Annotated in this window: 16 protein-coding genes; 11 read left to right on the forward strand and 5 right to left on the reverse strand. The window is 40.1% G+C overall.

Features of this window, described 5'->3' with window-relative positions:
• Positions 1 to 443: 443 nt before the first annotated feature.
• From grxC to grxD, 6 genes are all read left to right on the forward strand, one after another.
• Positions 444 to 779: a glutaredoxin 3 gene (grxC, locus tag ACFG4S_RS19380; RefSeq protein ID WP_392530662.1), complete on the forward strand. Its 336-nt coding sequence runs from the start codon at positions 444 to 446 to the stop codon at positions 777 to 779.
• 314 nt (positions 780 to 1,093) lie between these two features.
• Positions 1,094 to 1,579, forward strand: coding sequence for a tRNA adenosine(34) deaminase TadA (tadA, locus tag ACFG4S_RS19385; protein WP_392530663.1), 486 nt, complete (start codon positions 1,094 to 1,096; stop codon positions 1,577 to 1,579).
• Between the two features lie 112 nt (positions 1,580 to 1,691).
• The gene (locus tag ACFG4S_RS19390; protein WP_392530664.1) at positions 1,692 to 2,441 is read left to right on the forward strand and encodes a lysophospholipid acyltransferase family protein; all 750 of its coding nucleotides are present in this window, start codon (positions 1,692 to 1,694) and stop codon (positions 2,439 to 2,441) included.
• A gap of 495 nt (positions 2,442 to 2,936) precedes the next feature.
• The gene (locus ACFG4S_RS19395) at positions 2,937 to 3,542 is read left to right on the forward strand and encodes a hypothetical protein (protein ID WP_392530665.1); all 606 of its coding nucleotides are present in this window, start codon (positions 2,937 to 2,939) and stop codon (positions 3,540 to 3,542) included.
• 200 nt (positions 3,543 to 3,742) lie between these two features.
• Positions 3,743 to 4,000 (forward strand): BolA family protein, encoded by a 258-nt coding sequence (locus ACFG4S_RS19400; RefSeq protein WP_392530666.1) that lies wholly within the window; start codon positions 3,743 to 3,745, stop codon positions 3,998 to 4,000.
• Positions 4,001 to 4,113: 113 nt separating this feature from the next.
• Complete coding sequence (grxD, locus tag ACFG4S_RS19405) at positions 4,114 to 4,437, forward strand: Grx4 family monothiol glutaredoxin (RefSeq protein WP_392530667.1); 324 nt, start codon at positions 4,114 to 4,116, stop codon at positions 4,435 to 4,437.
• A gap of 504 nt (positions 4,438 to 4,941) precedes the next feature.
• On the opposite strand, the gene ACFG4S_RS19410 is transcribed toward grxD, so the two are convergent.
• A complete protein-coding gene (locus tag ACFG4S_RS19410) occupies positions 4,942 to 5,190 on the reverse strand; it encodes a DUF6761 family protein (RefSeq protein WP_392530668.1) in 249 nt (82 codons plus the stop codon).
• A gap of 579 nt (positions 5,191 to 5,769) precedes the next feature.
• Here ACFG4S_RS19410 and ACFG4S_RS19415 point away from each other — a divergent pair.
• Positions 5,770 to 6,540, forward strand: coding sequence for a response regulator transcription factor (locus tag ACFG4S_RS19415; RefSeq protein ID WP_392530669.1), 771 nt, complete (start codon positions 5,770 to 5,772; stop codon positions 6,538 to 6,540).
• A gap of 135 nt (positions 6,541 to 6,675) precedes the next feature.
• Here the strand turns inward: ACFG4S_RS19415 and ACFG4S_RS19420 are convergent, their stop codons facing one another.
• Complete coding sequence (locus tag ACFG4S_RS19420; RefSeq protein WP_392530670.1) at positions 6,676 to 7,449, reverse strand: ABC transporter ATP-binding protein; 774 nt, start codon at positions 7,447 to 7,449, stop codon at positions 6,676 to 6,678.
• A 330-nt stretch (positions 7,450 to 7,779) separates the two neighbouring features.
• Here ACFG4S_RS19420 and ACFG4S_RS19425 point away from each other — a divergent pair, with 330 nt between their 5' ends.
• Both ACFG4S_RS19425 and ACFG4S_RS19430 read left to right on the forward strand, forming a co-directional pair.
• Entirely contained in the window at positions 7,780 to 8,610 is an 831-nt protein-coding gene (locus ACFG4S_RS19425; protein ID WP_392530671.1) for a metallophosphoesterase, read from the forward strand.
• Positions 8,611 to 8,828: 218 nt separating this feature from the next.
• The gene (locus ACFG4S_RS19430; protein ID WP_392530672.1) at positions 8,829 to 9,662 is read left to right on the forward strand and encodes a metallophosphoesterase; all 834 of its coding nucleotides are present in this window, start codon (positions 8,829 to 8,831) and stop codon (positions 9,660 to 9,662) included.
• 521 nt (positions 9,663 to 10,183) lie between these two features.
• Here the strand turns inward: ACFG4S_RS19430 and ACFG4S_RS19435 are convergent.
• The 3 genes from ACFG4S_RS19435 to ACFG4S_RS19445 form a co-directional block, all read right to left on the reverse strand.
• Entirely contained in the window at positions 10,184 to 10,915 is a 732-nt protein-coding gene (locus tag ACFG4S_RS19435; protein ID WP_392530673.1) for a hypothetical protein, read from the reverse strand.
• Between the two features lie 401 nt (positions 10,916 to 11,316).
• Entirely contained in the window at positions 11,317 to 12,279 is a 963-nt protein-coding gene (locus ACFG4S_RS19440) for a DnaJ domain-containing protein (RefSeq protein ID WP_392530674.1), read from the reverse strand.
• 103 nt (positions 12,280 to 12,382) lie between these two features.
• A complete protein-coding gene (locus ACFG4S_RS19445; protein WP_392530675.1) occupies positions 12,383 to 12,988 on the reverse strand; it encodes a DnaJ domain-containing protein in 606 nt (201 codons plus the stop codon).
• A 29-nt stretch (positions 12,989 to 13,017) separates the two neighbouring features.
• On the opposite strand from ACFG4S_RS19445, the gene ACFG4S_RS19450 reads away from it, so the two are divergent.
• Both ACFG4S_RS19450 and ACFG4S_RS19455 read left to right on the forward strand, forming a co-directional pair.
• A complete protein-coding gene (locus ACFG4S_RS19450) occupies positions 13,018 to 14,115 on the forward strand; it encodes a tocopherol cyclase family protein (RefSeq protein ID WP_392530676.1) in 1,098 nt (365 codons plus the stop codon).
• Positions 14,116 to 14,481: 366 nt separating this feature from the next.
• The gene (locus ACFG4S_RS19455; protein ID WP_392530677.1) at positions 14,482 to 14,625 is read left to right on the forward strand and encodes a hypothetical protein; all 144 of its coding nucleotides are present in this window, start codon (positions 14,482 to 14,484) and stop codon (positions 14,623 to 14,625) included.
• The last annotated feature ends 159 nt before the right edge of the window (positions 14,626 to 14,784 follow it).

Genomic DNA, 14,784 nt, shown 5'->3' on the forward strand with positions numbered 1-14,784 from the left:
TGTTTAACAAGGTTAGGGACATCCAAAAATTACATTACTCAATTTTTGCATCCAATAGGAGCAGGGCGACAAGGGGGACAAGGTAGACAAGGTAGCAATACCTCTCCCTTGTCTGCCCCCTCTCCCTTGTCTCTCCAAAGCGATTGATTATTTTTCTATTTGGAAGTCCCTTAGTAGCTTTGAAAACGTACCTCACCAGAATAGGAACCGCTATAGCCTCATTTTAGCCTAGTGCTTATGAGGATAAATACTTAAAATACTTGCAAAAATGTTAGTCTGTGTTTATCTGTGATTTTAAATATTGAAAAATTTAACGGTGTAATTTGAGCTAGTTCATATCAACCTAGAAAAACATCGAGAGGTTAATTGTATTTGCGGTAATCAACCTCAGCAATGATCTAGGCTATAGACAGACATAATTAAAACCTTGCTTAAGATTAAATATGCTGGACTTTCTTAATTCCCTGTTAAATCGACATCCAGAGCGAGTTAAAGCTAATGTTGAGATTTACACATGGCAAACTTGTCCTTACTGCATTCGTGCCAAGATCCTGCTGTGGTGGAAAGGTGTAAACTTTACTGAATATAAAATTGACGGCAACGAAGCAAGCAGAGCTAAAATGGCAAAACGTGCTAACGGACGCCGTACCGTACCACAAATTTTTATCAACAATCAACATATTGGTGGTTGCGACGATCTTTATCAACTAGATGCACAAAGCCAACTCGATCCGCTCTTAGCCCGAGATGCGATTAAGTCCCTCAGAGGAGCTTTATAAATTCTGCCGTTGTATCCAGATTCTCTCAATCCATCCTCAAAAACGGGGACTAACCTTCTCCACTCCTCCTTTTTAAGCAGGATTTAGGAATATCTAAAGTTTTGGATATCTTAGGCAATAATTTTAAAACATCTAGGAATTACGCAAGAACTCTGTAAAATTTTAATTCCTTTCCGTTCTTTACCGTTAGTTTTTCATTTTTTTGCGTCAGTCCTTTCTTGTCGAATAGGCTTTTCGCCCATACAAAAGCCTATCCATAAAATATATTAAATTATAAAGTTTTTATTAAGAATTTATACCTTCTCAGTCAGATCATGCCAGATGAATACTTAGACTATATTACACATAAAAAATGGATGAGTTATGCCCTAAAATTAGCACAAGCAGCAGGTGATGCAGGTGAAGTTCCTGTAGGTGCTGTTATCATCAATTCAACTGGTAATTTGCTTGCAGAAGGAGAAAACAGAAAAGAGCGCGACAAAGATCCCACAGCTCATGCGGAAATTCTGGCTCTGAAAACAGCTGCCAGAACTTTACAAAATTGGCATCTTAATGAATGTACCCTATACGTAACTCTCGAACCTTGCCCGATGTGTGCGGGTGCGATAGTTCAAGCACGTCTAGGATTACTTGTATATGGAGTGGACGATACAAAAACTGGCGCAATTCGCACAGTTATTAACATACCCAGTAGCCCGGCTTCTAATCACCGTTTACAGGTAATCGGAGGCATTCTAGAATCAGCTTGTCGTCAACAGTTACAGGCTTGGTTTACTACTAGGCGGTATCAGAGAAATTAACAGACAGAGGTAAAACTGTCCATCTACTACGACACAAATTACGCAAGAGAATCTACGGTGTAACTAATCAGGCTTTTCGTTAAATTTTATCCGTCAATCAGCTATTTCCGTCATGATGGAATTTTACTCTTTATTCGATACTTGCCAAGACACACCACCAAATCCTCAACGTATCACCTCAAGGGTTTCTCCTTGGTTAAGCCCTCTGGCATATTTATTAGGTCGTCACTGCCTATTACCATTATTCTTTGGGCAAATTAGAATAACCGGACAAAAAAATATCCCTACAACTGGACCTGTTATCTTCGCCCCTACCCATAGATCCCGCTGGGATGCATTGCTTATACCCTATGCCGTTGCTGATTGTATTACCGCAAAAGACTTGCGGTTCATGGTAACTATTGATGAATGTCAAGGATTCCAAGGCTGGTTTGTCCGACGCTTAGGAGGCTTTCCTGTAGATACTCGACAGCCATCAATTCGGACTCTGCGACATGGAGTGGAGCTACTGAAACAGCGAAAAGCCGTGGTGATTTTTCCAGAAGGTAATATTTACCGTCATTGTCAAGCCCCTTTGAAGTCGGGAATTGCACGTTTGGCTTTGAACGCTGAATCTAATGATACCGATCTGGAAGTGAAAATAATACCCATAGGCATTAATTACAGCCAGCCTTATCCTAATTGGGGTACAGATGTGAGCATTAACATTGGCTGTCCAATCAGAGTCAAAGATTACATACGTGGCTGCATAAAACAAGATGCCAAAAGCCTCACAGCTGATTTAGCAAAAGCACTGCAACAATTAAGCCATCAAGAAACAGAAATTACTAATCACACATTTGCAGAAATTACTAATTCTTGATTTAGTCAAGAGTCTTAAGAGAGATTATTGACAATTGACTATTGCAAATTATTTTATTTGTCGGATGTGCTTAATGGATGCTGCCCTATAAACTAAATCCTCAGATGCCGCTGCATAATTGGAAAATTTATATTTTCCAAGTTTGGCATTAATCACTAACTGCTATATCCATCCTGAATAAGTCACAAAAAATTAGTGGTATTTTGCAACCGTTTGAGGATGTACACATCATATATAGATTAGCTTCTATTGCGGGGATATTCTGCCAAATTGGCATTTTTTGAGTAAATAACTATTTATGACCTATAAAATACTCAATTGCTCAGTGATAAATATTATCCAGGGGGAATGGGAACTCTATGAAAGTGATTTTCGGTCTAAATCTGAGAAACTTAGTTATGTGGTTTTGCTTTGCCGGAGACCCAAACAGAGTTAAGATACCCGAAGTATCCATAACTTTTCTATTTCTATATAGTTGTTGCACTAATTGACCCCATGAACACTGCTGCCGCTGTTACCTTGATGCATCGTGCTTTTCTACCAGTCTTAGCAGTCCTCAGCTTGCTATCACCTGTGAATGCTCAGGTATCACAGTTACCAGGCAATACTAGCCAACCACAACCCATTGATCCCAACGATCCCAATAATCTCCGTCCCGTAACCCAGAATAGCAGCCTTTTGAGCATTGAAGGGGGCGATCGCTTAGTGAAAGAGGCAGACCAAGCCGTTTCATCTCAAAACTACCCCTTAGCCGTAAAGAAACTCCAAGAAGCACGTCAGGTTTTTAATCAACTATCTAATTTTTATCAAGATTTAAACTCTAGTTTTTCCGGAATTGACAATAGAGTTTCTGATTCTCAGCGTCAAAAGGCTCTATTGACAGCTCAAAAGCGAGATGAAGCGACCTTTCAACTAGCATTAGTACATCGCGCCCAAAATCAGCCAGAATTAGCAGTGCCATTGTTAATTCAAATAATTAAGAGTCAAAACCCAACCCGTGATTTAGGCAAAAAAGCTTATAAACAGTTGTTTGAATTGGGTTTTGTTGATTCTCCCTATCCCAAAGAAGGTGGTGGCTCATCTTCCTCATCTCAAAAATAACTACATGAAATAGGGTATGGGGCATTAGAAGTGCTGAGTTAGGAGTTAAGAGTTAGGAGTTAGAAGTTTTGTTTATCTCCTTGTCCCCTTGTCTCCCCCATCCCCTCATCCCCATTCAGCTTTAGCAAAACCTGAAGTTGTCATAGGCATTTGCTCTATATCTGTTAATAATAGAGAAGTAGGTTTTCTCAGGAATTGCGATGATTAGTCCGCAGCAGGTTGAGGCAATAATCAAGGCGGAACTGCCAGACGCCCAAGTTCAGGTGCAAGACTTGACTGGTGGCAATGACCACTATCAGGTGACTGTAGTTTCATCGCACTTTGCAGGTAAGGGACTAGTGCAACAGCACAAGTTAATTTATGGTGCGTTGCGACAAGCTATATCAACTGAAGCGATTCATGCTTTGTCTCTAAAAACATATACTCCTGAAACTTGGCAAGGAACATCAGCTTCGTAAAAATAAAGTTAGGAATAGAGACGCGATTAATCGCGTCTGTACAGGAGTTGTGAGTTATAAATTTTTACTCCTAACTCTTCATCGTTGAATGCAACATAGGAAACATAAATACCATGACACCAGAACTCGAAACGAAAATTGATAACTTAGTACAAGAGAACAAAATTTTGGTTTTCATTAAGGGAACCAAGTTAATGCCCCAATGTGGTTTCTCCAACAATGTTGTGCAGATTCTGAATACTTTGGGAGTTCCTTTTGAGGCGGTTAACGTTTTAGCAGACGATGAAATCCGTCAGGGAATCAAAGAATACTCTGACTGGCAGACATTTCCCCAAGTGTATATTGATGGTGAATTTGTTGGCGGTTCTGACATCTTGATTGAACTGTACCAGAAAGGTGAATTGCAGCAAAAGGTAGAAGTTGCACTAGCTTCCTAATGTCCGGTTCACAGCACATAACTTTGGTTATGCTGCTGAATTTGCCTTTGGCTATCAAAGCAATGTGTACTTTGATTTCACTTGAAAGGGGAGACAAATACTCTATCCCCCCTTTCAAATTTTTTTATAAACTACGCTTAGTGTTAGTGGTATTTAGCCTCGAAAGATACCCGCACGTCGCAATAAGCTTCGGTTAAGGCAGGATACGCGATAAATCGCCGTCTCTGCAAAGGACTGATTATTGTAAAGACGGCGATTTATCGCTTCTTTGCGATCTAGAATTTTTATCAAAAAGCCTTATTTAGGCTGGATTGTCAGATTTTTTCGTTATTCAAAAATCCCCTCAGTCGCATTGCCAAAACCAATACAGGGCTGAGGGGATAGGCTTTATCAATACAATATCTCCAAAATCTCACACCACGACAACCTGTTGACCAATACAGATAAAATGCTATAATTATCTGCGTTGATTGACAGTTACTATTAATGACCAGGCAAATGGTATTAGTAGTAATCGACTTGTGGTTGTGGTTGCGGCACTGCAAAATTTGATGCATCGTACAAGTAGCGGCTGGCTTCCTCTTCTAAACGATGAATCAGGAAAGGTTCAATGGCGTTACTATGTCGCAGTGCGGCTAGATATCCATCCAAATACATCCGCATATCATCCATACGATAACCGCGATTCCATAACTCAACGAAGGCGTCAGTGAGTCTTTGGTAATAGCGGATGGTTTGTGTGTCTTGGAGCATAACTGCTGTATTAACTCTTTGGAATGAGAATTGTAAATGATTCACGCTCAAATGGAAAGTGTAATTTCCCTTTGGGATCAATTAAAAGTAAACATATATTCTCCGGATATCACTCTCCTGATAGCTACAAACTACTTCAATCCTATTCCAGAAAACACCTATTATACTTCTCTCCTAAGCTATCTTTCTGATTTTCCCTGGTAATAGCCCGATTGTATATGGTGCTATATTTATGGGTGTAGGGGGTAATTTTTTCATCAAGAATCACTTTTCTGTGAGGCGGAAAAGGTGTTTTGTTAAGGATTAGCTGCTTGGTTATGGTTTTTGGATATTATCACCACCTAAAAACAAAATATTAAGCTAAAAGAACTTTTGAAAACCACAGATAGACTTTTTATAAGTTTAACAAAAATTTAAGAATATTTCTAATCTCCTTTTGGAAAGGGACAAATTAAAGATATTGCGACTCTTTTTATAAGGAAATGTAAAGCTAATACTAATTGAAGTAACAAAGGCTACAAAACCTTAGACATGGGCTTGTTACTTTGAAAGTCATCAACGCTAAGGGATCTTGCCACCGTGGGTTCGGTTTGTATAGAAATCATTGAGGGGAATCCCCATCTGAGGTCGTTGCTCGGTTGGCACTTGCAACAACTGGAATACCGAGTGCATCAAGCTGCCAGTATTTATCAAGCAAGGGAAGTATTTTTAAGCCATCAACCAACACTGGTAGTCTTAGATGCAGATCTACCTGACGGTGATGGCATTGAGTTTTGTCGTTGGTTACATCGTCAGCAGCAGCCTCTAATCTTAATGTTATCTGCCCGCAATAGTGAAGCTGATGTTGTGGCAGGTCTAAAAGCCGGTGCAGATGATTATCTAAGCAAACCTTTTGGAATGCAAGAGTTTTTAGCACGGGTAGAGGCGCTGATTCGTCGTAAGCGAACACCAACTGCACCAGCTTATTTGGATTACGGTACTTTACAAATCGATTTAGTTCAGCGGCGCGTCCGCTTCCAGGGAGAATTCATTGACTTAACACCGCAGGAATTCAGTTTGCTGTACGTTTTGGCACAAGCTGGAGGAGTACCTCTAAGTAGATCAGAATTACTACGTCGTGCTTGGCCTGACGCTATTGATAATCCTCGTACCATTGATACTCATGTTTTGTCGCTGCGGAAAAAGGTTGAACTCGATCCCCGACAACCTAACTTAATTCAAACTATCCGCAATGTAGGATACCGTTTTAACATGGAAATTTTGAATACCAATATTTCGCAGTCACAAACAACAAAGTTAGCTAGAGAGAGATTTAATAATCAACGTTCAACACTTAGCAGTCAAGTTTAAATGGGTATGGGGGAAAACAGTTCCGAGTGATGTTAGCGATAGCGGGGCGTTTAGCCCGTGCTGAGTTAAGAGTTAAAAGTGAGGAGTTTTGTTTATCCCCTTGTCCTGTTGTCTCCTGGTTTATCAATCTAAAATCTAAAATCCAAAATCGTCTTTAGCTTGTGCTTGAATTAAGCTTTCTCCTAATTCAACCCAGTCTATCTCTGAGGCTGTTTTGTTTACGAATAAATGACCTTGCTGTAGATGTAATAATCGAGTACAAAACATCTGGGCTAGTTCGATTTGGTGATTTACCATCAAAATTGTAGTTTGATGAGTTTCACTCAACTCGATTAAGACTTGCATTAGATGCAAAGCTGTACCAGGATCTAGGGCAGAAATTGGTTCGTCTAATAATAAAATTTTAGGCTGGATGAGTAAGGCACGAGCGATCGCTATTAGTTGTCGTTGTCCTGCAGAAAGTTGCACCTCTGTTCGCCCTAACCATTCACTGGGAATATGCAGTTGTTCTGTCCAGTGACTCACTCTTTGCTGAATTTTCTGTTTGGACAAACCACGTAAAACCAAAGGATAAGCTAAAGCTTGCCCAACTGTCATCCCTAACAGCTTTGATTCTTGCAATACAAGTGTCACCATCTGGCGCAACTGGATGACAGGAATTTGCTGATAATCTTGGTTTTCTAGATAGATTTTGCCACTGCTGGGTTCAATTAGGCGATTAAGGAGGCGTAATAACGAGGTTTTACCACCCCCAACCGATCCGACAATATTAATGCGATCGCCCTGGAATACCTCCAAGGAAATATCTTGTAATATGGGGTATCCTTGCTGATTGCCTGGAAGTTGGGTTTTCAGGGTTGTAAATAGATTAACTTGCTCTAGCCTGAGTGTGGCTTTTGCTGTATTCAATGTCTTCGATTTAAACCTTGGTGGACAAGTACATATAACTCCGATTCAACCATATTTAATCCTTCGGGTGACACTCCTTCCATACGAGAGACGCAATTTTGTAAAAAAGATGTAGAAATGACCTACTAATTTTATTGGCTGCGTCAGGGCTAATATCCATTAAGCACCCGACAAAACTAGAAAACTAAATCTTGAGTTGTAAATAAGTATAAATGCGCTAAAGTCTAGAATTTTCATGAAATTTTCAATAAGTTGCATTGGTTCCTACACATAATCTGCTGATGTTTCGCTAAGCTATAAGCTCTATGATTAAGTTTTATTGAAACTCTTATGCATTGGTTGTTATCTGGACCGTTGAGTACCGAGAAATTGACGGTTAAGATTGGGGGATTACCTGCACCTTTACAAGGTAAAAAGTTGGTGCAGTTGTCAGATTTTCATTACGATGGTTTGCGGTTGTCGGAAGATATGCTAGAAAAAGCGATCGCCACTAGCAACAAAGCTGAACCAGATTTAGTTTTATTGACAGGTGACTATGTAACTGACGATCCCAAACCGATTCATGAACTGATACTTCGACTCAAGCATCTGGAAAGTCGCTCTGGGATCTATGCTATTCTTGGCAATCACGATATACATTACAAACACGCAAAAGAAGAAGTTACAGATGCCCTGACTAGCATTGGAATTCACGTCCTTTGGAACGCAATTGCCTATCCACTAGGAAAAGAATTGCCAATCGTCGGATTGGCGGATAGTTGGTCGCGGGAATTCAATCCTGTAGTAGTTATGAACCAGCTAAACCCATCCACACCCTGCATTGTTTTATCTCACAACCCAGATACTGCGGAGGTCTTACAAGCATGGCGAGTCGATTTACAATTATCTGGTCATACTCACGGTGGTCAAATCGTGATTCCTGGATTTGGACCTGCGGCGCTAATTTACAGCAAGATTGCCAAAAAAATACCCATGAGTGTGCGGCGTCGAGTACCATTTTTGGAAACAAATGTTTCTGTTGTCCATCATTGGGAATGGGCACAGGGTTTCCATCGTTTGGGAAAAAATCAGCTATACGTCAATCGTGGCTTGGGAACTTATCTCCCAGGACGTTTGTTTTGCCACCCAGAAGTTACTGTAATCACCCTACAAGGTGAATGAGTAATTCCAAATTCAAGATCGAATAACCTAGTCCCAGCAAGTATCCTAAGTGACGAGTACCTGCCAATTAAAACAAGACCCGCTTAGTTTAGTTTCATAAACTTAACCAATTAGTTAATTATATTTGCAGTAGATGACATAAATTATTGCAATTTATCAAGTTAGATTTTGATTTTTGATAAGCTGTAAGCGCTGGTATGAGGAGTATCCATTGCCTTATGCATTGGTTGTTTACAGGACATTTAAGAGTAGATAAAGTAACGGTTAAGATTGCGGAACTTCCGAGATCTTTACAAGGTACTAAGCTGGTACAGTTGTCAGATTTTCACTATGATGGTTTGCGGCTGTCAGAAGATATGTTAGAAAAAGCGATTGCATTTACTAACGAAGCTGAACCAGATTTAATTCTATTAACTGGTGACTATGTAACTGACGATCCCACGCCGATTCATCAATTGGTTCTGCGATTAAAACATTTGGAAAGTCGCTGTGGTGTCTACGCCGTACTGGGTAATCACGATATCTATTACAGCCATTCCCAAGCAGAAGTTACAAAGGCCTTGAATAGCATTGGCGTACATGTGCTTTGGAATGAAATCGCTTATCCACTAGGAAAGGAATTACCACTGGTAGGATTAGCTGATTATTGGTCAAGGGAATTTTACCCTGCACCAGTAATGAATCAACTAGATTCTGTTACACCTCGCATCGTTTTATCTCATAACCCAGATACAGCTAAGATATTGCAAAAATGGCGCGTAGATTTACAACTATCTGGTCATACCCACGGTGGTCACATTGTAATTCCCGGCATTGGGCCGGTAGTATTTTATTATAAAAAGCTACTCAAAAAAATTCCCAAAAAACTGCGGCGTTGGGTAACACTATTACTAGGAGACTGCTCGAAAGTGGTGCGATATTGGGAGTGGGCGCAAGGATTTCATCAAGTGGAAGAAAATCAATTATATGTCAATCGTGGTTTAGGAACTTATAAACCAGGACGGCTATTTTGTCCCCCAGAAGTAACTGTAATTACCTTAATAAATCATTAGTCAGTGGTCTAAATATATGACAAATGACAAATTGATACTCAAAACAGAAACCGCCTGAAGCTACAATGGATAGATGTCAGCAGCTTGGGGCGGTTCCTTGAAGATTGGATAATTCAGAGGTAACTAATTCAACTAAGGTGGACAGTATTCGCGATCGGTTTACTGAGAATTGCACATCCTTGTATATTTCAACTAGGCAGGCATTTTCTGGCTGTGCGTTTTAAAACCTCCAAAATAAACTCGATGAACTCAAGGCTAAAAGACATTTAATGGATGCCACAACCTAAGAGCGATCGCGATAAGATTAGAGCAGGAGGCACAGGCTCTAACTTGAAAGTTTTTGTTTAACTTTTAACCTGTTTGTACCTTGCTCTTAATCTAGCATTGTGTTTGTTCAGGTTAGGTACATGTTTACTAAACTTGAATACCATTAATTTATTGCAACAATTCTGAAATATTCCTTAAAAATTGTGCCACTTGATAATGTCAGCATTATCAAGTGGGCTGAAGCTCAGAAGCTGTTATTGAGCAGAACCGCCTGTACTACTATCATCTGGGGTAGAAGAACCGCTATTAGATGTATTGTTTGATTGGTCTGCTCCTTGAGGTGGAGTAGTTTTAGAGGTATCGTTTTTTGTACCTGGAGCAGCAGTATTCTGCGAACTTGGAGTAATGCTGGTTGGACTTTGTGTCGCTTTCGGCGCTGGCTGGGTTACAGAAGGTGCTTTTTCTGCGGCTGGCTGCTGGGGTGGAACAGTAATATTAATATTTGGTTGAGCAGGTGCAGATGGTGGTGTAACCTGTTGTTGCGGAACAGGAACAGGAACAGGAATTTCCCTAGTTTTTTCGATGATCGTCGTTTGGGGTTGAGGAGAAGCACTAGGGGTTGGATTGCTATTAGTCGGTACAGGAACCACGACCGGCACAGTACTATCAACCGCTGCATTATTGTCCTTGGTGAAGTACCAGACCCCACCTATAACCAAGCCAACCAGAGAAGTAATGATAATACCCAGCAGCAAACCACGACTAGCATTATTATTGTCACGCTCAGCTAAGTCTGATTCCTGGTATCTACGCTCAACATTTCGACCTTGTACGTAACCGTTAGTGTAAGAATTGGGATTAGCAGTGCTGTTGTTAACTGTTTCAGTGCTTCGTGTTAGGTGAGTGTGAGTATTACCATTAGTATCAGTGTAAGATTCTTGCTTAACTTCACTATTTTTGCTTTCGCGTTCATTAGGTATAGACATAGTTGTTTATTTCACTCCTCAGATAGATTATTTAAAAACTAAAGCTTTGTAAAAACAAGAGGTTTTGATGAGTTTGAAAATGTATGTTGCTGATAAAATTTGAGTCTTATTCGTTACTCAATTGTTTGTTGGTACTTATCAGAATAACCTCTGTAATTAAACAAGTGGCTCTATCTTCAGGGAGTTAATACTTAATCTAAAGAAAGAGTATGCCAAAGGTAGATGTTATTATCCTGTCAAATGATGCCTTAAGAAAAAATCTATAGCAATCCTATTTGATTTGTAAAAATTGCAAACTACTAAACCCTGGCTTATCAAATAAGCCGGGGGTTTTTATTTATCACGAATGATTCAGGTTACTATAGCAATTTACTGAAATCATCTAAATTTTTAATTTCTCGTTACACATTGCAACGCCAAATTTTGATTGTCATGTCTCGACTACCACTAACTAGAGTTTTGCCATCTGGACTGAAGGTGACAGAGTTAACCCAATCTGAATGGTTATTTAAAGTGTAAAGATTTTGTCCTGTGTTTACATTCCATAGCTTCACAGTATGATCTGCACTACCACTAACCAAAGTTTCGCTATCTGAGCTAAAGGCTAAACATCTTACCCATTTTGTATGACTAGTGAGAGTATGTAGTAATTTCCCTGTGTCGAGATGCCAAATCTTGATAGTATTATCACTACTTCCACTAGCCAAAGTTTGCCCATCTGGACTCATTGCAGTTGTAAAAACCCAGTTTAGATGCCTAAGAATGTGTACACATTTCCACGGTGAAGTTTGAGACTGTGATTCAGATGGTGGTGGCGGTGGTGATGTAGGTTTTGGTGGTGGCGGTGGTGATGTAGATGTTGGTGGTGTGGATGTAGGCTTGGGTGGTGCTTTTTTCTGTTTCAATTCCAGTTCTCTGGCATTTTTCAAATCTGACCAAGCTCTATTTTCATATCCCAGTTTTGAGCAAGCAAGCCCTCGATATCTGTAAGCTTCAAAGTAGTTGGGGTTGAGACGAATCGCTTGGATAAAGTCTTCAATTGCTTCACTATATTTTCCTTTTTGAGCTTTCTCCATAGCAAGTTTGTAGAAACTTTCAGCATTGGATGGAGTTAAATCAATTTTGGTAGAAGTAGAAGCAGATTGATTTATTTCATTTGGCTGATAAGACTTTAACTTTGCATAAGCTTGATTGATTTCTTTGATTTTGTCTTCTGCTTCTAGCTTTTGGTGCGGTTCGAGAAAGCAATCTGGATGCCAAATTTTGGCCATTTGGCGGTAAGCTTGCTTAACTTCATCCACAGATGCACCTGGTTTCAACCCAAGAATATCGTAAATATAATTTATATCAAAGCGATCGCTCATACCCAGAAATCAGCAGCAATTTTCGATACACTTAGTATTCCCAGAAGTAAGTATTATCTAACTCCGAAGATTCCTGAATCTTTCTTTGTTGCTTATCTGATTTCTAGCGCCGATTTAGCCGCAATAAACTTTTTATCCCCTGACACAATCTTTTTAGCCAGGGTTTAGGCTTTGATACACGTCTAGGTGATGACGATTTACGCGCACCACTAGGATTTGTTAATTCTTGTTCTATTTGTGCAGCTTTATTTAAATCTGAAGTGGCTCTATATTCGTATCCCAGTTGTGAGCAAACTAGCCCACGATACTTATATGCGTCAATATAGTGAGGATTGAGATGAATTGCGTGGGTAAAATCGGCGATCGCATCTTCATATCTTCCTTCAGTAGAATTTTTTACTCCTAAAGTATAAAAAGCTTCTGCATCCCAACGTTTAACAGATACTTTTGTGGGCTTTTTTGGCAAAGATGAAGAGGGATTTTCAGTTGTGGGAGGCTCGGATGGACTTTCAGATTTAAGTTTGTTGTAAGCTACGTTGATTTGTTTGATTTTTTCCTCAGCTTCCTGTTTTTGCTTTTGATTCAAAAAGCGATCGGGATGCCAAATTTTTACCAGTTTACGGTAAGCTCGCTTTACCTGGGCTGGTGATGCACCAGGTTCCAATTCCAAAATTTCATAAGCGTCATTGATATTGAGATCGTCACGCATACTGAAAAAATCAGCAACTATGTAAAACTATGTTAACTATTCCTCTAAATCTCCTTCAATCAACTCAAACGCCCCATTCTGGTTACCATTGGGACGGAAGTAGCCGCCGCTTTTTTGAAGGCTGGTATTACCGCGTTACTTTACCGGAAATTGGGCAAACATTCGCCTTTATGTACTCTATCGAAGATCCCATCGGTGATAAACCTTACAGTGGTGGTGCAGCCCAAATCCTTGGCCCGGATGATGAGTATTTATGTCGCACTTTTCCCGATGTGAATAAATTCTGGGGTAGTCGAGATGTGCTGGGTTTGGGTCATTGGGGTAAAACTGATTTACAAGTTTCTCCCCTATACCTTCTCCCACAAGAGTTTGAACATCATGTTCAAGAAGGCTATCAAGCTACAGCGACATTAAATCAGGGAATTATTCGCGATCGCTCCACCAATAATTATTGCCGTTGGCAGTATGAAATTCAACCTGTATACGGTTGGGGTAATCAAAATAGTATTCAGCAGTCAACCGCAGGTTGGCTGTCATTTTTACAGATTTTTGAACCTGGATGGCAAATTTTGATGGCTCACGGTTTAGCTAGCGGTAAAATTGACTGGAATGGCAAAATTTACGAATTCACTAACGCCCCAGCCTACGGTGAGAAAAATTGGGGTGGTGCTTTTCCTCAAAAATGGTTTTGGCTAAATTGTAATTGCTTCGAGGGCGAACCCGACTTAGCCCTAACTGCTGGCGGTGGGCGGCGGGGTGTATTGTGGTGGATGGAATCTGTAGCCATGATTGGTTTGCACTATCAAGGCAAGTTTTATGAATTTGTTCCTTGGAATTCCCAAGTAGATTGGGAAATTCACCCTTGGGGTAGATGGCAGATGAAAGCTAGTAATTCAAATTATGAAATTGAATTGACAGGAATTACCGATCTACCTGGTAAACTCCTACGTGCGCCTACAGATGAAGGTTTAAAATATTGTTGCCGAGATACAATGCAAGGAAAACTAAATTTAGAGTTACGAGAATTAAATGGGAGGAAATCTCAAATCATCCTCAAAGCCGAAAGTTTTCTTTGTGGTTTAGAAGTCGGCGGTCAACCTTGGGATGATTGTTGGCAGTCTCGCTAAAGCTGCTATAATTTTAAACAGATATTTTTTTGGGGTTGTAGCTCAGATGGATAGAGCGAGCGCCTCCTGAATAATCGGGCACCATAAGGGAAACCTTGTGAGTGAATGTGGTTGAATTCGGTGAACCCTAAAGAGTGAAAATTTCCCTTTTTAAAGTGACACTTCAAGGGAATACCGAGCCAAGCTTGATTAATCTCAAGAAGGTGTAGAGACTAGGTAGCCACCACCTAAAGGCTAAAAGCCTATGGTGAAGGTATAGTCCGGAGAGTGGGGAAACTCACACAAATCTGAAGCGCTAGGTCGTGCGTTCAAGTCGCACCAGTCCCGTTAATAAATAATTCGCAATTCCCAATTCAGATGTAGGCTGTGTTACGTCGTAGGGTAACGCACCTTAGATTTTTGTCTGCCTTTGGTTCATTGGAAGTTGTCAATGGCAAACGCACCATTAGTAAAACTCAAGCAGAAACGTTTGTGGACTATTTTCACGTAGATGCTAGTCTATTTACCTAGCTGTGGAAAACTTGTGGAAAAGCACCTGAGTTTTTCCACAAGGTAATTATACTTAATTAAGTTTTATCAAAAAATCTCAAGTTTTCCACAGATTTTTCCACAAACAGGAAGATTTTTTCCACAAGCTAAGTTAAATTTAATCAATTTTTATACGTTACT

It is taken from the genome of Nostoc sp. C117 (assembly GCF_043099735.1).
Taxonomy (GTDB): domain Bacteria; phylum Cyanobacteriota; class Cyanobacteriia; order Cyanobacteriales; family Nostocaceae; genus Nostoc.